The 20,433-nt window shown below is 46.4% G+C and carries 15 protein-coding genes and 1 pseudogene; 9 read left to right on the top strand and 7 right to left on the bottom strand.

What is annotated here, in order from left to right:
- Nucleotides 1-64 precede the first annotated feature (64 nt).
- From RH89_RS27740 to RH89_RS27720, 6 genes are all read right to left on the bottom strand, one after another.
- Nucleotides 65-628 carry an Lcl C-terminal domain-containing protein gene (locus tag RH89_RS27740; protein WP_004409147.1) on the bottom strand — a complete coding sequence of 188 codons (564 nt, stop codon included), beginning with the start codon at nucleotides 626-628 and terminating at the stop codon, nucleotides 65-67.
- Complete coding sequence (locus RH89_RS27735) at nucleotides 628-2,091, bottom strand: Lcl domain-containing protein (RefSeq protein ID WP_158091136.1); 1,464 nt, start codon at nucleotides 2,089-2,091, stop codon at nucleotides 628-630. The genes RH89_RS27740 and RH89_RS27735 overlap by 1 nt, the downstream gene beginning before the upstream one ends.
- A gap of 110 nt (nucleotides 2,092-2,201) precedes the next feature.
- Nucleotides 2,202-4,460: a proprotein convertase P-domain-containing protein gene (locus tag RH89_RS27730; protein ID WP_004409143.1), complete on the bottom strand. Its 2,259-nt coding sequence runs from the start codon at nucleotides 4,458-4,460 to the stop codon at nucleotides 2,202-2,204.
- A 9-nt stretch (nucleotides 4,461-4,469) separates the two neighbouring features.
- On the bottom strand, nucleotides 4,470-6,623 hold the full coding sequence (locus RH89_RS27725; protein WP_004409142.1) for a TonB-dependent hemoglobin/transferrin/lactoferrin family receptor: 2,154 nt from the start codon (nucleotides 6,621-6,623) through the stop codon (nucleotides 4,470-4,472).
- A 3-nt stretch (nucleotides 6,624-6,626) separates the two neighbouring features.
- The gene (locus RH89_RS30570; RefSeq protein WP_280102377.1) at nucleotides 6,627-6,812 is read right to left on the bottom strand and encodes a hypothetical protein; all 186 of its coding nucleotides are present in this window, start codon (nucleotides 6,810-6,812) and stop codon (nucleotides 6,627-6,629) included.
- Complete coding sequence (locus RH89_RS27720; protein ID WP_158091135.1) at nucleotides 6,764-8,587, bottom strand: prolyl oligopeptidase family serine peptidase; 1,824 nt, start codon at nucleotides 8,585-8,587, stop codon at nucleotides 6,764-6,766. Before RH89_RS27720 ends, RH89_RS30570 begins: the two co-directional genes overlap by 49 nt.
- Nucleotides 8,588-9,188: 601 nt before the next feature.
- Here RH89_RS27720 and RH89_RS27715 point away from each other — a divergent pair.
- The 9 genes from RH89_RS27715 to RH89_RS27675 all read left to right on the top strand — a co-directional run bounded on the left by RH89_RS27715 (nucleotide 9,189) and on the right by RH89_RS27675 (nucleotide 19,522).
- Entirely contained in the window at nucleotides 9,189-10,433 is a 1,245-nt protein-coding gene (locus RH89_RS27715) for an extracellular solute-binding protein (RefSeq protein ID WP_004409141.1), read from the top strand.
- 47 nt (nucleotides 10,434-10,480) lie between these two features.
- Nucleotides 10,481-11,467 (top strand): carbohydrate ABC transporter permease, encoded by a 987-nt coding sequence (locus RH89_RS27710; RefSeq protein ID WP_004409140.1) that lies wholly within the window; start codon nucleotides 10,481-10,483, stop codon nucleotides 11,465-11,467.
- Nucleotides 11,468-12,334 (top strand): carbohydrate ABC transporter permease, encoded by an 867-nt coding sequence (locus RH89_RS27705; protein WP_004409139.1) that lies wholly within the window; start codon nucleotides 11,468-11,470, stop codon nucleotides 12,332-12,334.
- A 6-nt stretch (nucleotides 12,335-12,340) separates the two neighbouring features.
- Nucleotides 12,341-13,696, top strand: coding sequence for a GH1 family beta-glucosidase (locus tag RH89_RS27700; protein ID WP_004409138.1), 1,356 nt, complete (start codon nucleotides 12,341-12,343; stop codon nucleotides 13,694-13,696).
- On the top strand, nucleotides 13,689-14,783 hold the full coding sequence (locus RH89_RS27695; protein ID WP_004409137.1) for an ABC transporter ATP-binding protein: 1,095 nt from the start codon (nucleotides 13,689-13,691) through the stop codon (nucleotides 14,781-14,783). The genes RH89_RS27700 and RH89_RS27695 overlap by 8 nt, the downstream gene beginning before the upstream one ends.
- A 23-nt stretch (nucleotides 14,784-14,806) precedes the next feature.
- Nucleotides 14,807-15,838 carry a LacI family DNA-binding transcriptional regulator gene (locus RH89_RS27690; RefSeq protein WP_004409136.1) on the top strand — a complete coding sequence of 344 codons (1,032 nt, stop codon included), beginning with the start codon at nucleotides 14,807-14,809 and terminating at the stop codon, nucleotides 15,836-15,838.
- A gap of 57 nt (nucleotides 15,839-15,895) precedes the next feature.
- The gene (locus tag RH89_RS27685; protein ID WP_004409135.1) at nucleotides 15,896-16,825 is read left to right on the top strand and encodes an alpha/beta hydrolase family protein; all 930 of its coding nucleotides are present in this window, start codon (nucleotides 15,896-15,898) and stop codon (nucleotides 16,823-16,825) included.
- Nucleotides 16,826-17,046: 221 nt separating this feature from the next.
- Nucleotides 17,047-18,651, top strand: coding sequence for an alpha/beta fold hydrolase (locus tag RH89_RS27680; RefSeq protein ID WP_004409134.1), 1,605 nt, complete (start codon nucleotides 17,047-17,049; stop codon nucleotides 18,649-18,651).
- A 256-nt stretch (nucleotides 18,652-18,907) separates the two neighbouring features.
- Nucleotides 18,908-19,522, top strand: coding sequence for a response regulator transcription factor (locus RH89_RS27675; protein ID WP_004409133.1), 615 nt, complete (start codon nucleotides 18,908-18,910; stop codon nucleotides 19,520-19,522).
- 69 nt (nucleotides 19,523-19,591) lie between these two features.
- Here the strand turns inward: RH89_RS27675 and RH89_RS27670 are convergent.
- Nucleotides 19,592-20,433, bottom strand: a pseudogene (locus RH89_RS27670) (helicase-related protein); the annotation flags it as partial.

Genomic DNA, 20,433 nt, shown 5'->3' with positions numbered 1-20,433 from the left:
GCCACAACAAAAAGCCAGCCTTTGAACAAAGACTGACTTTTTATCATTCTGATGCTTTTAGAGGTTACTTGCTGTCTGAAACCATCATAATCGCGTAGTTTGCGCCAGCTCTGTTTGGCTCTTGAGTATACACTTCACCAAATTTAGCATTAAATACTAATGCAGCATCACCTGAACCCGCCGCGGTAGAGCTCCACAGAACTTCCGTTGTATTACCGCCAGAATCCAGGAAGTTAGGAAACACCTTGGAATTCAACGCTGGTGAATGGCAACCTTTCTCAGTAAGTGATTGTAACTCTTTGATATTCGGTATGCGCCAGTTTGTTACACCCGCAAATTGATAGAGTGAATCTAGAGGCGAGTTAGCGATGTCATTAGCTCTTTGAAGTGCTGGCTGCCATAGAAACTCAGCCGAGTCGCCAGTACATGAAGATTGCGCAGTGTCCCAAGTTTTACCCACTGGGCACCTCATCCAGATTAAGCCTGTCTTCAGATCTTTAACAATACCGGAATCCTCAACAACAAATCTTGAATTTGGAGCTGAACGACTAATATCTAAGCTACATGTTTGGGCAATAACACCAGTTGATACCAGTAACAAAGCGGATGAAAGTAACCATTTTTTCATTATTTTTTCTCCTTGTGCGCTACCAAGCGAGTTGGGAAAACGTAAGACTCAGAAGAATTATCAGAGAAAGAACCGGTATAAATTTCAAGTTGACTGATTCTTCCTGCATTCCAGGAAAGCTTTCTGAGCTTTCCTGTATAGGTAGTCGTATGAGTAGGGCTAACTAGCTGCACAGAGTTGAAGTAAACAACACCCTCTTGTTCAGTACCGTAGCCATTTGCGTAGAAGTTATCAGACCAAACAATACCTTGTTTCACATAAGGAGCATCATCATCAGATCCAATTGTTTGGTTAGGGAAGTACTTTGTGTTTAAACCAGCAATCACTTCACCTGGCTCGTTTGGTGCTTTGTTTTGTAGCTGACTGGTTTCACCAAAATCGATGATACCGAAGATTTCATTACCTGCAGGTAGACGCCAGTTAGATAATCCACAGATTTGCTGTTTATTTAATTCATCTGCATACTGCTGAGTGGTGCAAATACCATCACCAGCCGTCTGGCAAGTAGCTGTTAGTACATCGCCTTCGTAAGAAGAAATACGATCTTTGATTTCCAATGCAAACAGGCGATCTAAGTGCTGGATGGAGGAGGTATCGTTAGATTTCACTTCCCAAATCAATCCGGTGCGTTCATCGGATACGCAAGACCATTCAGTGGCGTCATCCGCCAACTCGTTGCCCTGAGCATCCAGTTTTTTGAATTTAAAACCGTTGTCAGTGTTAGCCTGCTTATCCGTGACATCAAGACCATACATGGCATCCTGACCCGGGTAATCCGATGGGTTTTCGGTCTGGTTTTCAGTGTTTGAAGCATCCGAGAAGAACTTAGTCAGACCGGTATCATTCAATGGCTGTAAAGTGAATTTGGCTTTTGACAGTTCAGTCACTGCTTTAGTCAGATCTTCAGCCGATGCGTTAGCTTCCGTCAACGCTTTGTAGTCTGCTAGCGAAAGTCCAGCGGATGCCAGAACGCTTGAACGGTTCTTATCACCTGCCGCTTGAGAGAGCTTGACCACATTCGCTTCAAGTACACTTAGCTCGTTGGCATTGAGGTTATTTAGCAAAGAGCCAGAAAAGGCGATATTCGCGCGCTTAATTTCGGTTTCTACCTGAGAAACCGCCTGAGTCAGCGTTAAACCGTTATCCATTGCGCCAGAGATCAGTGTCGTGATGCCATTGATAACGTTGTCGCTTTTCATTCGACGATTCGGCGCAGCCAAAACAGTCTGGCTTCCGGCAGATACAGGGTTAACACTGCTTAATGCAGAAGCTTGCGCCACACCTGTGTCCAGTACCGCCAAAATGGGAAAATCATAAATACTCAGGCTGGTACTGGTGATGGTAAAAGCGCCATTGCGTGCAATTGTGCTCGCCTCAGATGCATCACAACGGTAGTTTTGGTTTGCATCCACGCATACTTTTGCGCTTGCAGGGACATTTGCTGTCGTAATGTTGCCAGACAAATTATAAGTCGGAAGGCTGGTTGAGCTGGCAGAATCGCCGCCCGAACCTCCACAACCGGCGAGCAGGAGAGCTGCCGAAAGCAGGGTCAGTTTTTTTTCATAATGAACTCTTAGTAGTACTTGCGGTTCCGAAGCCAGGCTCCGGTAAATAGAATGAGCAAACTTAGCCAGGTAATGGACGCCCCGCCTGAAGATTGCGTCGTCGACGGCTTTTTATTGTTATCTGTCGTCGTATTCTCACATTGATACCCACTCAGTTCGCTGACACCCCATTTCAATAAGGTGCCTGTGTCCTGGTGTGCAAAGTCGGTGATTTCCAGTCGCCAGATGCCATACATGCTGGTTCCTTTCAGGGCATCTAATTCCTTAGAGTTGCCCGCTGCGAAGTAGCGTTTGAACGTATTGCCACTGCTGTATTCATGAGGCTTAATTCGGATAACGACGTTATCTGGGCTAGTCAGCTTGAGTTCGATATCGGTAAGCTTTTCATGCTCCAACTCGAAATAGACCCCAAAGTTGTCTGAGATGGTTTTTTGAGCGTATACGTCATAGCTGAACGACTTAACGCCTAAGTTATTGTTCTGGTCCGCATCGGGAATGGGTGCGTTGACGGAAGTGACTGGTGTGACAAAGTTCGGCTGTCCGTAAACAAGCTGCTCTGTATGCTGCCAGTGGCGAACAGACTGGTTGCTCGTAACCTGATATTGGATGTCTAATGCCAAATCAAAAGGCTTGGCACAAACACCATTTGCCAGACCTGAAATATGAATCTTCTGAACAGCCGAACTGGCATCAGAAAAGCCGACCTCTTTCGCCAAATCGGTACGGGCAACACCATCGATACTGCTTAGTGATAAGGTGCGCTGGATTTGCAGATCAATGCCGTGCTCAGGATCGATAAATTTGGGCGTATTGACCACACGAAATGGCTCTTTAATCAGCCCGTGAATATCAAAATTCGCTTTTAGGATCTGAGCGTATTCCTTGTCCGAATACAGTTTGTTGGCAACAAAAATCATGCTTTCTGCCAGATCATGCATCTTCATGCCACGACCTAAACCATACATGGATTGCAGCACAATGGTGTCAAACTCCGAGAAAGCGACCTGTCCATATTTGGCGACCGATTGTTTCAGTGACTGGAACAAAGGAGTTGACCAAAGCTCATCGCCCAGTTCTCCGCCCACATATTCGTGTGGTCGGTATTCACTTCTTTCAAAGTAGCGAGCACGCTGATTCCAAAGGCTCCGGGTATTTTTCTTGAAACCGAACAATCCATCCCAGTTAGCGAAGGTATCCAGCTCAAAAGATTCGCTCTGCGCGTACTGAACGCGGTAGCTGTATGACCCTGCCCAATAGTCGCCGAAACCTTCTCCGATGGCTCCGGTATGACCATAGCCCCAGTCCGGCACAATCTGATAATGGATGCCATGCCCTAATTCATGGATAACCACATCGGCATCTATTGCGTCTGGCGAGCCTGTAATGCCGAACATGGCAGCTTTAGGACCGAAGTAATATGTCGAGTTATCTTGCGACAGTCCCCTTCCGTCAAAGCTAACAGGTTCAGAAAACAAGTCAGAACCCAGTGAAGACAGGTATTGCAACGAATGATCAAGATGGTAAAACGCCATAATCTGCGCAAATTCCGGCATGTCATAAGTCACTGAACTCAGCGCTGCTTCAGAAGCAAATTCAGCAACACCTTCCTGAGCCAGAAACGAGCTGGTCGGGCTGGTTTCCCAGGCTCCAGTATCCGCATTTTTCTGTTGAAGCTCCTTCGCATCCACCTGACGCACACGCTCGTTTGCCAGATATAACTTGCCACCAGATTCAAGAACAGATACAGGCTTGTTCACGTAACGAATAGAATGCGGGTAGTCTTCCAGGTTTTTCCACAAAGTATCGGGCTGCGGAACCTTATCCATGGTACGAAGATCTGGGTCGAACACATTGACGTTCACAGACTTGATGGAACCTGTTGCCAACTCTGGCGGCTCCAGTGCCTCAAGACGCCTCGGATTTTCTAACTCAATCGCAGTGATGACTAACCCGTTTCGAACAACAGTATCTTCAAGGCTTTTGAATATACGGGTAACACGCTGATCGTTATCCACACTCAGAACGACCGCTCTCTGATGTTTGTATTCACCACCTACCAGCACATCGAAGTTATAGTGCTTGCCAAGTTTACTTTCGGTAACGTAACGCAAATGGAATGAACCAACATCAGCATAACGCTGGCTCACATAGTTCAGTGCTTCACCATCACTGGTCACTGTGGCTGCATTACTCGGGTAGTCCCATTCCCCAGCCATTGCGGATGAAATAGACGCACAAAGCAGGGTTGGCAAGAGGTACTTTTTCATCATGCCTCCCTAAAACTCGTATTTCGCGTTAAGTGTGAAATAGCGACCAGGTTCGGTTGAGAAAGAGGTCTGATGCTTACCTAATCCAGCGATGTCCTGATAACGCGTAAATTGACTGTCCAGCAGGTTGATCACGTTAGCGCTTAGAGTCAGGTCATCCCAAAGGACAACGCTTGCACCTGCGTCCAGTGACTGCCAGGCTTGAGTCTGGTCACACGGCACTTCCACTTGCAGTTCATTATTGCAAACAGGCGTTCTGGTCATTTCAGCAGCCCAGTTCATTCGAAGGTAGCCACTCAATGCATTTTGTTCGTAGTCGAGCTGAACGTTGCCTTCCCATGGAGTCAGAGAACGGATGTAATTGCCATCGCCATCTTTTCCATCGACTACGCCGGCTTTGGTCGACACTGCCCATTGCTCATCAATCTGGTAAGCCACAGAGAATTCCAGCCCCTGCGTAAACACATTTTTCTTGTTTACATACTGGTATAACGAATTGCCGTTTGAATCGCGCCCTATTCGCTTAACATCGATGAAGTTTTTGTACTGAGTGTGGAAAACCGCTGTCGACCAGGACCACTGACCGTCCTGATATTTAGCGCCTAGTTCGTAGGAATCGCTGGTCTCTTTTTCCAGATCTAAATTCGGAATAATGTAGAACGGGTCGAGTAGGTTAAACAGGTGAGGTACAAAGCCGTATACCTTGTCGTAGCTTGGTGCGCGATAGCCATGGTTGTAGCTGATATAACCATTCAGAGAAGGCGTGAATTTGTGGGTAACAGATAAACTTGGCGACCATTCTGAACTGCGGGTATTGCCGATTTCATAGCCACCAATTTCACTTTTTGTTTCCGGTTCCAGATGGTGGAAATCAAAGCGGGCTCCAAGATCGAAAGTCCAGTTGCCGTGGGTTGCTCTGTCTTTGATGTATGAACTGAATCTGTGAGTAACGACTCCTGCAAACGGCGACTTATCCTGCTCGTTCAAGCCATTGGTGTCGAATGTCTTGCGGGTAACCGGGCGGTTGTACGAACGACGGTCTACCTCTACACCGTAAACGATCTGATTCTGCATATCGGCGAAGTCAGTTAGTTTATTGGCGTCCAGATTGATGCCCATCGCGCTGTCATTAAACTCACGATGATCATCTTCATTTCGATACTCCGTGATGCCTCTGTTGTCACGGTATATCGAGTAATTACGATCGCGCTGCGAGGTGGAATCACGCAGGTAACCCTTGGTATTCAGCTCATCGTAAAATGCATTAGAAACAGTATGCTGTGTCCCAAGTTCAACGCCAATCGTCCGGGTAAAGACTTTGTCGTTGTAGTGGCTAACGTCCCATTTTCCATCTGGCTGAACGATATGCGTGCCTTCATCGCGATTAACACGGTTAAGGTAGTAATTTGCTTTGGCTTTAAGAATAAAATCGTCGTGCAGATAATGGTCAACCACCGCATCCAGATTGTAGCCGTCGATATCGCGATTATAGAGATCCTGCTTGTAGTTTCGGGTCTCCTCACCCAACCAGTAGCTGGCGCGAACTAGTGCTTCGGTATCCTGAAAACGAAATGCGGAAAGCGCATAGCTTTTGGTTTTGTTACTGATCTGGGTGTAGGTAGTACCTACCTCGGAATGGAAATCTTTCCCGTGCAGATAGTCTTCTGGCTTCTTGGAAACCAGTACCACAACACCACCAATAGCACCGGAGCCGTGAATGTTGGAGCTCGCCCCTTTCACAACTTCGATTTGCTTGAGGCTGTTGATATCAAAAGTATCGCGACCCGCGCCATCATTGAGATCCAGAGCACCGTAACCGTCCGACATTTTTACACCGTCTTTCACAATGGCGATTCGGTTTCCTGTCATCCCTCGGATCACGATGTTCTGAGGTCGACCCGCTCCGCCAGTAACAGAAACACCCGGTTCGGTGTCTAGCGCGTCATAGAGTTCTGTTGCCCCTTCCTTTTCCACCTTGTCCAGATCAACCACAGAGATGGATCCCGGTACTTCAAACAGAGGAGTGTCGATTTTGTTTGCCGTAACAACGACGGTTTCAACAAACTCCTGTTCATTTTGAGTAGAAACTGTGCCGCTTTCAGCGAAGCAGATATGAGAAAACAACGCAGCCGATACTGCGACAGATAAAGGAGAAAGTTTCATCAATTACTCCGCTGATGAGTGTTGAACAAGTGAAAGGAGAAAAGCGTACTCTTCCGCCTGAAAATTCAGTGCGTGTCGGCGATCCGGTCGGTGACCAGATACAAAATCAGTACGCAGAAGATAAGGGTTGTCTGCCGTGCTCAGCTTTTGCATTCGGGCGATGTATTTTGCCCCTTCCCAGAAAGGCACCCGACGATCCTGATACCCAACGCGCACCAGCACAGGCGGGTAGCTTTGTTTTTAAGGTTTTGGTATGGATCGAAGTTCAGCATCACTTCACGCTGTTTGGCGTCACTTGGGTTACCCCATTCCAAATGCTGCTGATCGCTGAGCGGCAGGGTGCTGTCGGACATGCTATTCACCACATCCAGAAACGGGACCTGCAATACTGCTCCCCCATACAGATCCGGTTTTTGATTAATGGCAGCCGCTACCAAAGTCCCGCCAGCACTGCCACCAATGGCGAGCACAGGACGCTGACCACGCTGGAAGGTTTTCATAAACTGGCTGGCAACATGAAAGTCGTCAATGCCGTTTTGTTTGTTGATGCCGCGACCAGAAATGTGCCAGTCACTACCCAGAAAGCCGCCCCCACGAACATGAGCAATGGCGTAGATCGCGCCCTGATTAAGCACGCTCAGAATTTGCGGCATAAAGTACGGACGCATGGTTACACCGTATGCGCCGTAGCCGTACAAAATAACTGGCGAGTTTTCAGTCAGGGTGTCTTTGCGATATGCGAGAGTAACAGGCACTCGAATCGAACCTTTCTCGACCCAAATTTGTTTAGAGACGTAGTTTTGGGGGTTATGTTCAGGGTAGAAATCTGAAGATAAATCCGAAACGGTTCCGGATTCCACATCCAGTTCCGACCACTTTGGTGGCTGAATCAAAGACATGCTACGAAGGCGAATCCGGTTACTGGAAAAGTCACCGTTGCGTTTAACCCAGGTCACCACGCCATCTTCGCTGAGGGATTTTTTCCACAGCGTTTTACCATTACGAACTGCCGTTAAGTATTTATCCTGACCACGTAGCGTCACCACAACCAATGCCGATTCAAACAGGTAGTAATTATCAATCACTTCACCTGATTCAGGTCGGAATACCAGTTGGAAGTCGCCAGTCTCAGAGCTCATTGACTTTTTCCAGATGGCAAAGCCATTGTTATGGTTTGAATTCAGGAAAATCTGATCGTTAGCAACATCGGCAAAGTATTCTTTGCCGCTTTTTCTCGGTAATAGTGTTTTAGAAAGCGCACCTGTTTTGAGATTAAGCAGAACCTGCTCAACGCTCGACTCATTGTTGGACTGGATTACCGCCCAACGGCTGTCACTCGCCAGATACGCAGAAACAAGCCATGCAGAGTCGCTCTCGGTAAAGACCGGAGTCTGTTTTTTGGATTTAAGATCTATCTGAACCAGCTTGTAAGGGCGTAACGTAGGCAGCTCTTGTTTAATCACAAAAATGGATTGTGAATCCGAACTCCATAGAATCGTCGATTCTGTGCCGTCAGCCACCACGGACTCTGAACCTGTTTCAAGATCCACAACAGAAATACGGTGCTCACTGGTTCCTGTGATGTCTTCAGCCAAGGCGATTTTTGACCCATCAGAACTCAAACGCCAGGCAGCCAAATGGTAATAGTCGTGGTCTTGCTGCCTGCTGGAAAGATCCAGCAATACTTCTTCGGACGCAGACTGTGTGCTTTTCATCAATATGGCACGCTGACCATTTTTGACGCCCAGTTTGTAATACATCCCGCGCATCAAGAGCCAGGGTGAATCGGCTTTGACAACGTCATCGTTCTGCCACTCATCAAGCAGTGCTTGTTTTAGGGTTTCGTTCCCTTTCAGATACTCAGTTGTTGCATTGTTTTGCTCTGACAAAAATTGCTTCACTTCACCGTTGCTGCGTGTGTCGTCTCTAAGCCAGTCGAACTCATCCTGAGCCAAAACGGACATGCAAAACAGACTCGTGAATAAAACAAAAGATGAACGCCAGCGCATAAGCAACCCTAGAGATATTGATGGAACTTATAAAAGGGCGCGCATGGTGCATTCAAATAAAAATGAGATCAATTATCATTTTCATTATTATTTGAAGTGAATCACACAAAACAAGTTCAAATGACCAATTGTCATTCAATCGTAAACTTTTTAGTTTCGAAACAAGAAATCAGAAAAAACATCATGTCCAGAATATTAATTCACTTTATATCCAGATATAGTTAAAACACCCATTATAAAGCGACTTTGTGAGCAGATAATAAAACAAATTACCAGATATGAAACTCCATTAATAACTTGTCACAAACACCACATAACGTGATTTAAATCACACTAATTCCATCAACACTTACTTTGAAAGGTTACTAATCTTAATGAAACTGTTTCATGAAGATTTTCCAAAGTGCCTTACCTTTCAACCTTTCAGGAAATGCGTGTTTTTCATTCGAATTTAGCGTGATTTATATCACTCTTTGTTTGAATACATTTATCAATACTCCCTCCACATCCAGTGACTAGCACCACTCCCTACATCATAAAAATATAAGGATATACCATGAAACTCCGCACGTTAGCCGCACCTTGCGCGCTTGCTTTAGGGCTGGCTTCTACCGCTTATGCTGAAGACAACAAGATCCGCTTTGACGGTTTTCCCGACTTTGACAGCAGCCTGAAGGTCATTCTTCCTGACTTTCAGAAGCAGTCCGGTATTCAGGTGGATTACCTGATGAATAACCACGGTGATCACCACACTAAGCTGACGACCAACTTAGCCACAGGCTCCGGAGCTGGTGATGTGATAGTCGTGGACGTAGAAAAAATCGGTCCGTTTGTGGCTTCCGGTGGTTTGGTCAACCTTTCCAAACAATATGGTGCCGATAAGTATCAGTCTCAGTTTGCTCCCTACGCCTGGGCTCAGGGAAAAGGTGGCGACGGTTCTATGTATGGCATTCCCGTCGATCTGGGCCCTGGGGTGATGTATTACCGCACAGACATTTTTGAGAAAGCAGGAATTGACGTAAAGGAAGCGATCAAAGACTGGGATTCCTATATTGCTGCCGGAGAAACTCTGAAAAAACAAGGTGTCCAGTTAATTGCCTCTGCGGCGGATGTCGCACAGGCAATCATCTTTACCACAGTGCCAGAGGGTGAAGGCTTGTACTTTGACCAAGAAGGCAATCCCGTTGTGACCTCCAAACGATTTGTTCACGCCTTTCAGGTCGCTAAAAAGATTCGGGATAAACAGCTAGACGCACGAATTCTGGCGTGGTCGAACGAATGGTATGAAGGATTCAGAAACGGCACCTTTGCCACTCAACTTTCCGGAGCATGGCTGCTTGGGCATTTGAACAACTGGATTGCACCAGACACCAAGGGTAAGTGGGCGGTATCACACTTGCCAGACGGTATTTACGGTAGCTGGGGAGGATCTTTTCTTTCAATTCCTAAGCAATCCAAGCATCAGGATGAAGCGTGGAAACTGATCGAGTACATGACGGTCAATCGTGATGTTCAGTTGACCCACTTTGAAACCATTGCTGCGTTTCCTGCCAACACCACCACCTACAACGATCCGCTTTTTGAACAGGAAGTGGCGTTCCTTGGTGGTCAGAAAGCACGTCTGCTGTTTGCAGATGTTGCCAAAAACATCAACCCCGTCCAGCCGGGCAAAGGTGATCACGTCGCACGTTCGATCATTCTGGAAAATGCTCTGATGGAAGTGCTGGATGAAAGTAAAGACATAGAAACCGCACTGAAAGAAGCTGAGCGATTGATCAAGCGTCGCACCCGAAACCTGTAAATGAATAGGAGGCGAGTTTCGCCTCCTTAATCTGGAGTAAGCAGGTTATGGACACTGCAAACAGCAAACCCATTGATTTAATTGATCAGCAGCCACCAAATCGGTTCAGGCTAAACAAGCTCACGCCTTACGGATTTTTGTTGCCATTTATCGTGATCTTTTCTGTATTCGGAGTGTTTCCTCTCTTATTTTCCGTCTACCTCTCGTTTCATGCCTGGAACCCGGTAGAAGGTCTGTCAGCCATGAAATTTGTGGGTGTGGAAAACTACGAAATTGCTTTGACTGATCCCTGGTTATGGCGCTCACTGAACAATACCTTGTGGCTGGCCATCACGTCAGGAGTGGTGCAGCATCTGGTTGCGATTCCTGTCGCTTACATTTTGGTTTCGATGGGAGACCGACTTCGCCACTGGCTGACCTCAGCGTACTTTTTGCCTTTCATCACTTCAACGGTGGCGGCTTCGCTGATCTTTTTCAACATGTATTCCCCCAACAGCGGGATTATCAATCAGTCACTGGCATACCTTGCCGACAGCACCTTTTTTGGCTGGGCATTCGCTTGGGTGAATGACTGTCAGCCCATACGCTGGTTAGACGACGCGACTCTGGTAAAACCAGCGATTGCCATCATGGTGTTCTGGAAGTACACCGGCTTCAACATTGTGCTCTACACCACCGGGCTAATGACCATTCCCAAAGATATTCTTGAAGCAGCACGTATGGACGGAGCCAACGCATTTCGAAGATTCTGGAGCGTTTCTCTTCCGATGATCCGCCCTTTTGTGTTCTTTGCCGTCACCATGACCATCATAGGTAACCTACAGTTATTTGAAGAACCTTTTGTTTTAACACGTGGTACGGGGGGAACCGGGCAGTCCGGCTTAACCATCTCTATGTATCTCTACAAAGTGGGATGGGAGTGGTTAGAAATGGGCACAGCGTCTGCCATTTCCTGGCTATTGTTCGCGCTGATTGCGTTTTGCACCTGCATTCAGTTTTTCTTCTTCGGTAAAAAAGGGCTGGGAGAACAATAGATGTCGACACATACACTCAATCCAAATCAACGCTGGATAGAACTGGCGACCAAGGTGTTAATGATTGCTCTGGCAACTGTGCTTGTTGTTTCGGCGCTCATGACGGTGTTTCCATTTTTATGGTCTGCCTTGCTTTCTACCCGCGACCGCACGGAAATCTTTGGCTCTGGCATCAGCTTTGCTATCGGAGATAGTCTGGCTATTAACTACGCCAAGCTGTTAGAAATCATGCCTTTCTGGCAAGCCATGTTTAATTCCATTTACGTAGCGTTTCTGGGTACGGCTATTTCGCTGCTGTTCTGTTCAATGGGCGGCTACGCGTTTGCAGTTTACCAGTTCAAAGGCAAAAACATTCTGTTTGGCATGTTGGTGGGTTCCATGATGATCCCGCCTGTGCTTAGCCTTATCCCCTACTTCATGATCGTGAAGTTCCTTGGGCTGCTGGATAACCATGTTGCGGTCTGGCTACCATTTACTACAACACCATTTGGTATTTTTCTTATGCGCCAGCACGTCGTTGCTTCTATTCCAAAAGAACTGCTGGAAGCCGCAAAGCTCGATGGTGCAGGCGAATTCAGAACGTACTGGAGTGTGGTACTGCCCCTGATGAAACCCGCATTAGCAACCTTAGCCATAGTCCAGTTCGTGTTCTTCTGGAACAGCTTTATGAACCCGCTGGTCGTGCTCACCTCTCCAGAAAATTACGTTATTACTCAGGCTTTACGCAGCGTACAGGGCATCCCAAATACGCCCTGGGGTGCTGTAATGCTTGGCACCACTATTTCCATCCTTCCTTTGGTTACAGCTTATCTGTTTGCCTCAAAGCAAATGATCAGTGGCTTAACCTCCGGAGCCGTTAAAGGATAACTCACCATGAATATGTATCAGCTTCCAAAACATTCCGCCATGCTTTCTAAAGATTTCACTTTTGGCGTGGCCACGTCTTCCTATCAAATAGAAGGCGGCGTGACTCAGGATGGTCGTTGCCCGTCCATCTGGGATACGTTCTGCCTTAAACCTAACGCCGTCGACAATCAGGATAACGGTGATATCGCTTGTGATCATTACCACCTGTGGAAACAGGACATTCAGATGATCAAAGACTTGGGCGTAGATGCGTATCGCCTGTCGATGGCATGGCCACGAATCATCAAGAAGAACGGTGAAACCAATCAGGCTGGGCTGACGTTTTATGAGCAGATCATTGATGAATGTCACGCTCAGGGGTTGCGCGTATTCGTCACCCTTTATCATTGGGATTTGCCTCAGTACCTTGAAGATCGTGGTGGCTGGCTCAACCGGGAAACCGCCTATAAGTTTGCTGAATACGCCGAGGTGGTCAGCGCGTATTTTGGCAACAAAATTGATGTGTACACCACGCTGAACGAACCCTTTGTGTCCGCCTTTCTGGGGTACCGCTGGGGCATTCACGCTCCGGGTATCAAAGGGGAAAAGGAAGGATTTCAGGCTTCACACCACTTGTTACTGGCACACGGATTAGCCATGCCATACCTTCGAAAAAATGCGCCAAAATCGGTGCATGGAATTGTTCTGAATGTGACGCCTGCGTATCCGGAAACAGAGGCTGATCAGAAAGCGGCAGATTACGAAGATGCAGAAAGCTGTCACTGGTTTATGGAGCCCATTTTGAAAGGTCGTTACCCCGACTTGGTTCTGGAAAAACAGGCAAACAACCTTCCTGTTATTTTGGAGAAAGACCTGAAAATCATCAGTGCTCCCATTGATTACCTAGGTATCAATTTTTACACCCGTTCGGTCGTGCGTTTTGATTCGAATCGCAACATTCAGTCGGTCACTCAGGAAAACGCCGAACATACCTACATAGGTTGGGAAATCTACCCTCAGGCGCTGACTGATGTCCTGCTCCGAATCAAACATTACTATCCGGACCTGCCCCCTATTTACATCACTGAAAACGGGGCAGCAGGTAACGATAAACTGGAAAATGGAAGCGTCAATGACGAACAGCGGATGCACTATTACCAGTCTCATTTTAATGCGATAGACAAAGCCATTGAGGCAGGAGTGCAAGTAAGTGGTTACTTTGCCTGGAGCTTAATGGACAACTTTGAATGGGCATTTGGTTATCAGCAACGATTTGGCATTGTACATGTGGATTACTCCACTCAAAAACGTACGTTGAAAAACAGCGCCATTGCCTATCGAAATATGTTGTTAGAGCGTCGGGGAGGACAACAAAATGGCTAAGGTGGAATTCAGAAATCTGAAAAAATCTTTTGGCGATGTCGAAGTCGTCAAGCAATTCGACTTTACCGTGGATGACGGTGAATTCGTGGTCTTTCTTGGTCCTTCTGGCTGCGGGAAATCCACTACTCTGAGGATGTTGGCGGGACTTGAATCTATCTCCTCTGGTGAAATCTTTGTTGGCGATAAACTGATGAACCCGATAGATGCCAAAGACCGGGATCTCGCCATGGTGTTCCAGAGCTACGCCTTATATCCGCATATGACGGTGTACGAAAACATTGCCTTCGCTCTGAAGCTCAAAGGCATGTCTAAGCAGGATATTGATTCCGAAGTACGTAAAGCGGCGACAATGCTAGAATTGGAACCCTTACTGGACAGAAAGCCGAAAGCCCTTTCCGGAGGGCAGCGCCAGCGGGTCGCCATGGGACGTGCGATGGTTCGCACCCCGAAGGTCTTCTTATTTGATGAACCTCTTTCGAATCTGGACGCCAAATTGCGCGGGACCATGCGTGAAGAGATCAAACAGCTGCACCGGGAATTGAAAACCACCACTATCTACGTCACCCACGATCAAATTGAAGCCATGACACTGGCTGATCGGATCGTCATCCTTAAGGATGGATACGTGGCGCAAGTCGGTACGCCAACGGACGTATTTAAACGTCCCGCCAGCAAATTTGTTGCCCAGTTTATTGGTAACCCATCAATGAACATGCTGGATGCCAAGTTGGAGCAGCACGAGAATAACTGGTGCATTCGGCTCGGTTCTTTGATGATACCGCTCCCTGAACGGTTCGAAAAAAACGCCAGCAAAAACTTAGCACTGCATTTTGGTATCCGACCGACAGATATCCACCTTCGACCAGAGCAAACAGGACACGATAACGTATACTCTGTACCTGTAAAAATTCTGGATAAAGAGCTGCTTGGCGCCAGTATTCTGTTGAAAGGCGAACTCGATGGGCAACCACTTACCATTGAAACTCAGGCAGCAGAAGTGGATGTGGACTGCCTGACACTTTACATGGATATAGACGCGATTCACCTTTTCGACGTAATGAGTGAGAAATCGCTGGCGTCTGACTGACTTTGTGCAAATGTTTGAGCTGTATGACTGAATCAAATAGAAAAACGAGAAAGAAAAAAGACGCCACTGTGTATGACGTGGCTAAACGTGCTGGTGTATCCGTCAGCACCGTTTCTCGCTTTTTGAATCGCAGCAGCTATGTTTCAGAATCAAAAAGCTTACGGATAGAAGAAGCACTAAAGAGCACAGGTTACAAACCCAATTTCCAGATCAATCTCGGCGAAAATCGACGCTCCATGACGATTGGCGTGCTGGTTCAGAACCCGGAAAGCCCGCACACCAATCGCATGTTGATCAACATGGAAAGCTTACTGATGGATCATGGGTATTCATTGGTGATTGCATCGGGTCACTGGAAAAACCAAGCCGAGTTGCACGCGCTAGAGTATCTGGCGCGAAGTCAGGTAGACGGGGTGATCATCTTTACTGGCAGCCTCACCGAGAAACAGATCTTAGAATTTAGCGAAGCGTTACCCACAGTCGCAGTTGGTTACCACGTGAATGGGAACAGAGTTCGTTCACTTTGCATCAACAATGAACTTGGTGGTTACATGGCCACCCTGCACCTGCTGCAACAGGGGCATGTGGCTATTGCGCATATTAAAGGGCATGCCAGCCAACCCGATGCTCGTGCCCGCTTTTCGGGCTATCAGAAAGCACTGAAAGAAGCAGGGATAAAGCCGATTAAGGCGATGATCAAACAGGGCGATTTCACTTCTGAAGTTGGTTACGAAAAAACCATCGAGTTGCTGGACTCCAACGTTCATTTTACCGCTCTGTTTGCCGCCAACGATGAAACGGCTTATGGCGCGATGAAAGCCCTGCACGACAGGAATTACCGCATTCCAGAAGACATCTCCATTGTCGGGTTTGATGATCTTCCCACATCCAGATTCTTTACTCCGGCTTTAACGACCTTACGCCAGCCAATAGAGGAACTGGGTGCTGTCAGTGCAGATGCGCTGTTAAAACTGCTGTCCGGAGATGAGTTTGACCCACGAGTTCCCCCAATTGAGCTCATCGTCAGGCAATCCACTAAGTCGCCATTTCGGTAAAATTAACCAGCCGCATCCTATATTGCGTATTCCTCTTTTTCACAATGGAACAGTGTTATGCGGACTGGAAAAATCATTTTATTAGGATTAATCACTTCTCTGTGTTCAACGCTCGCAGTGGCAAACAGTGCGTTAACCTTACCCCGGCAAGATGGCAGCGAAATTCACTACTACCTAAACAAAAAGCAAGCGGTGCCATCCGAGACACTTCTGGTTCTGATTCAGGGTTCTGACTGCAATAGCGTGACCCAGATTAAGATGATTGAAGAAGATCTCCCCGCAGCCGCTCCTACTGCGGATATTCTGACCGTAGAAAAATACGGCATCACCAACAAACTCAGCTACGATGAGGATCCCGAGCGCAAAGACTGCCCAGAAGCCTTTATTCAAAACGATGCCCTGAGTCAGCGTGTGGACGACTACCTAAAAGTTCTGGAGAAAATCAAATCTCAGCATAAATATCAGCAGGTCTATCTGATCGGAGGAAGCGAAGGCGCTTTGGTCGCCAACCTGCTTTCAGCGCATCCAGATCACGTATCAAAAGTCGTGGCATTTAACGGCGGTGGTGCTCGATTTATGGACGACCTGGAACACGCAGTTAAGCTCGAGATTCCGGACAAAAAAGTGTACACCGAAGTAATGCAGGAAATTAATGAGTTCACTCAATTCGTTCTGAATAGCGAGCCTGTTGAATTCAATGTAAGCGGTCATGGCTTTAAGTGGTGGCGCGAGATGCTAGAGCTAAATCAGACTGAGGTATTGAGGCAATCTCAAGTACCGGTTCTTTTAATTCAGTCAGAGGATGACACCAATGTTTCAGTTGAGCTTGCAGAGAAGCAATATAAGACATTAAAAAAGGAAGGAAAATCGAGCATTGAATACCTATCAATTGCTGGACTCGATCACTCCTTTGATGGTTCTGATGGAAAAAGCCAAGCGAATAAAGTGGTTGAAAATATTAAAGAATGGCTGATAGAAAATCCTTAACCAACAAAAAGCTGCTTGAACGCTTAAATTCAAGAAAATCCTGAGAGTCATCTCAGGATTTTTAATAAAGCCAGTGGCAATCCTATAAAATTCATGTAGATAGAAGTATGCATTCATTCTCTTAATTCACAAACCGAATATATGAAGTTGAATGTAGCTAAAAATGCGAGCCCTTGCGGCTAGGCAAGGGTTAGTATCAATAAAAATAGGACTAATCAATAATGAAAAAATATTTAGTTGTTGGCTCTCTCGCGTTAATGGTTACTGGTTGTTTTAGTGAATCCGGTAATTCAAACAGCTCATTTATCAAAGACACACCCACTGAAGATCAAACCTCACAGAACAATCCAGATAACTCGACAACCAACAATTCAAATAACTCAACGCAAAATAACACAGACAATACCGTTCCAGATAACTCCACTGTCTCTACGCTAAACTGCCCGAGTAACTTCGAGTGCTACATGCTTACTGTCCCTAAGGACTATAACGATCTTTCGCTAGGTAATGTAAAAGTTCACTTCGGTATGCAAAAAGCAAGAGTGCCTTCAGAAAGAATTGGAGCTCTAGTCTTCAACTTTGGAGGACCAGGTGGAGCAGCGGTTGATGGTGCAGCTTACATGGCAAGTACTGAGCTTCCAAAAGCCATTACTGACAAATTTGATATCGTTGGGATTGATCCACGAGGCAGTGGTCAAAGTGCTTTCGCTAAAGAACTAACGGAGTGCAGCAACTCTCTGCTCGGTAGCTGCGAATCAGAGTACACAGAATTTGCACAGTACATAGGTACTAATTCACTTGTTAAAGACATCGACAGTTTGAGACAGGCTTTGGGTGATGACAAGCTCAATTTTCTGGGGTATTCCTACGGAACTCGAGTCGGCGCTCTGTACGCAGAAATGTTCCCTAACCAAGTTCGCACTTTGATTCTGGATGCCCCAATGCCACCTAATTCGCAAAATGCGGTTGACCTGTTCAGAGATGGTGCTTTGGGCAGAGATATCATTGCAACTTACCGCCTTAAAACCCCTGCCAGAAAAGCAAAACTGGAAGCGATTATCGAACAAATCTACAACGATGGTTTCTACGACGACAATCATGGCAACAGGCTAAATGCACAGCATGTCGCTCCATTCCTGTATGATTATCTTGCTGCTCGTGACAACCAAGGAGCCTGGCAGAGTGTAGAACAGGCTACGTTTACTTTTTTAGATACCGACGATGCTTCCCAGCTCTTTAACCTAATTTCAATTCCACAAAGCTTTAACGCGAAAGTGGGTTTTAACAATGAAGAAGATCAGAACCGCTATAACGCTTTGTTCAAAGCCGTTGTCTGCACCGATGAAATCACACCAATCACACCAAGTGACGTCGACAATGCAAAAGCTGAGATAGAAGCAATGTCGAAAATCTACGGAGTGAATGATTCTAACTTGGCAGGATTTTGTTCGGAATGGGATAATCCACGCGACCCCATCGCGATTGTAGAGAATATGAGCAATAAACTTACTGGGCAGGACATCATGGTAATTGCAGGAAAATACGATGACGCAACGCCTTATATTTGGGGAGAGAGTATGGAGAGAGCGTTTGGCACTAATGCGACTTTCATTACCATTGATAACCTTGTCGGACACGCGTTCTCTTACACATCCATCCCTTGCCTGGACGAAGAAGTCACACACTATATAGTTAATGCAGACATTAAGACGGCTGATAAGACCTGTGATGTCCACCAGCAGAATAGTAACTTAGGCTATGGCGTTAAAAAGCTATCGCCACTCGACAATATTCAAGGAATAGGTAACTTTACCGAACGCTTCTAACGTAAACACCAAAACCTCAGCAAATGCTGAGGTTTTCTTTTCATATCCCTTATAAGCAGACGCCAAAATTCATTTGCAACATAAACGACACAATCCGATGCAAAATCCCGTTGCGAATTCAGAGTACCTGGCTAATATTCAGCTGCACTGTGATATTAAAAGTAGCGGCTCTGACAATCGCTTACATTCCAACCACTAAGGCTGACTCAATTCTCTGACATAATTATTTCCCCAAAATAGTCTTATCAGGTGTCAGATGAAAATTCTTGTTGTAGATGATCACTCTATCGTCAGACAGTCCATTTACTATTTGCTCAGAGACCGAGGGTATACGCTTCTAAACGCGATAAATGGTCGAGAAGCGGTGAACATTCTTCAGTCTGAAGAGATAGGTTTGGTTATCTTGGATATTGGCATTCCAGAACTGAATGGCTTTGAAGTAATGAAGCGTTACCCACCTTCCCCGTCCACAAAGTTTCTGGTGTTCAGTGCCGTTGAAAATGAGAGCTTGGTGAATTTAACCGCAAACTTTGATGTTTCTGGGTTTATCTCAAAATCCGATGAGCTTCATAAATTTGTAGAAGCCGTTGATACCATCTTACTTGGCGGAAAATACTTCCCAAAAGAACTTGAAGTAAATAACACTAATTCCGATGCCAGCAAAGTCTCATCACTATCTCAACGAGAATTGATGGTGCTGACTTCAATTGCAAAAGGCATGAAAAATCGAGAAATTTCGTCAGAGCTTTATCTAAGTGAAAAAACGGTAAGTACTTATAAAACTCGTCTGATGAAAAAGCTGGAAGTGGGTAATGCCGCAGAGCTGTTTGCTTTCTGTGAACGCAACCGCTCAAGACTACCACCTTTCTAGCGGCTGAATTACAGGTATTAAAAAGCCCAGCAAATGCTGGGCTTTATTAATTCTGGTTCTTAGTAAACCTTACTCGTCGCCGTCGTTACTCGGTGCTGGCTTTTTCTTTTTCACCATAAACACCTGATCACCAACGTCGACATTGGTGTGGAATGACTTATCGCGTTTAACTGGTTTCTTGGCAGTCTTCTTCGCCTGAGGCTTGCGTTTGCCTTTATTCGCCTGACCTTTTCGGTAGTCAGGTTTGCGAGGTTTCAAACCTTTGAATTTGCCCTCTAGCCCTTCCAGCTTGGAGAAAGTCAGGTCTTGCTGAAGGAACGTTTCTACTCGCTTAAAACTGTCCCAGTCTTTCGGACCGACAAGAGAAACCGCGAATCCTTTGTTGCCAGCTCGACCAGTACGACCCACTCGGTGAACGTATTCTTCGGTATGCTTTGGCATATCAAAGTTAATCACGTGCGTGACGCTCGCAATATCCAAACCGCGTGAAGCAACATCCGTCGTCACCAGTATCTTAAATACGTGACGTTCAAACTGGCTCATGATGGTATTACGCTGGGTCTGATTCAGGTTTCCACTCAACGCGACGGCTTTCAGCTTTTTCTCGTTCAACTCTTTGGTTAAACGATCAGTGTCTGCACGCGTGGCGGTAAAGATGATGACCTGACGGTATTCTGCCTCTTCAAGCACGCGCTCCAGAATGGCTTCTTTATGATCCAGGTGGTCACAAAGGTAAAAAGTCTGGGTAATGTCTTTGTGTTCTTCATTCGCACTGCCAACTGAAATACGCTTTGGTAAATCCAGCATTTCAGAGGCAATGTCATTCACTTCAGCGTGATCCAGTGTCGCTGAGAACATCAAAGTCTGGCGGCGACGGTGTTTGCTGCGTTATGGATACGACGCAGCTCAGG

The organism is Vibrio nigripulchritudo ATCC 27043 (assembly GCF_000222685.1).
GTDB classification, from domain to species: Bacteria; Pseudomonadota; Gammaproteobacteria; order Enterobacterales; family Vibrionaceae; genus Vibrio; species Vibrio nigripulchritudo.
This window is presented reverse-complemented; position numbering and strand designations above follow the sequence as displayed.

Bases quoted from the DNA above. Each gene is read 5' to 3' on its own strand.
- RH89_RS27740 (WP_004409147.1), bottom strand. From the start codon at position 628: ATGAAAAAATGGTTACTTTCATCCGCTTTGTTACTGGTATCAACTGGT.
- RH89_RS27730 (WP_004409143.1), bottom strand. From the start codon at position 4,460: ATGAAAAAGTACCTCTTGCCAACCCTGCTTTGTGCGTCTATTTCATCC.
- RH89_RS27725 (WP_004409142.1), bottom strand. From the start codon at position 6,623: ATGAAACTTTCTCCTTTATCTGTCGCAGTATCGGCTGCGTTGTTTTCT.
- RH89_RS27720 (WP_158091135.1), bottom strand. From the start codon at position 8,587: ATGTCCGTTTTGGCTCAGGATGAGTTCGACTGGCTTAGAGACGACACA.
- RH89_RS27715 (WP_004409141.1), top strand. From the start codon at position 9,189: ATGAAACTCCGCACGTTAGCCGCACCTTGCGCGCTTGCTTTAGGGCTG.
- RH89_RS27710 (WP_004409140.1), top strand. From the start codon at position 10,481: ATGGACACTGCAAACAGCAAACCCATTGATTTAATTGATCAGCAGCCA.
- RH89_RS27705 (WP_004409139.1), top strand. From the start codon at position 11,468: ATGTCGACACATACACTCAATCCAAATCAACGCTGGATAGAACTGGCG.
- RH89_RS27700 (WP_004409138.1), top strand. From the start codon at position 12,341: ATGAATATGTATCAGCTTCCAAAACATTCCGCCATGCTTTCTAAAGAT.
- RH89_RS27695 (WP_004409137.1), top strand. From the start codon at position 13,689: ATGGCTAAGGTGGAATTCAGAAATCTGAAAAAATCTTTTGGCGATGTC.
- RH89_RS27690 (WP_004409136.1), top strand. From the start codon at position 14,807: ATGACTGAATCAAATAGAAAAACGAGAAAGAAAAAAGACGCCACTGTG.
- RH89_RS27685 (WP_004409135.1), top strand. From the start codon at position 15,896: ATGCGGACTGGAAAAATCATTTTATTAGGATTAATCACTTCTCTGTGT.
- RH89_RS27680 (WP_004409134.1), top strand. From the start codon at position 17,047: ATGAAAAAATATTTAGTTGTTGGCTCTCTCGCGTTAATGGTTACTGGT.
- RH89_RS27675 (WP_004409133.1), top strand. From the start codon at position 18,908: ATGAAAATTCTTGTTGTAGATGATCACTCTATCGTCAGACAGTCCATT.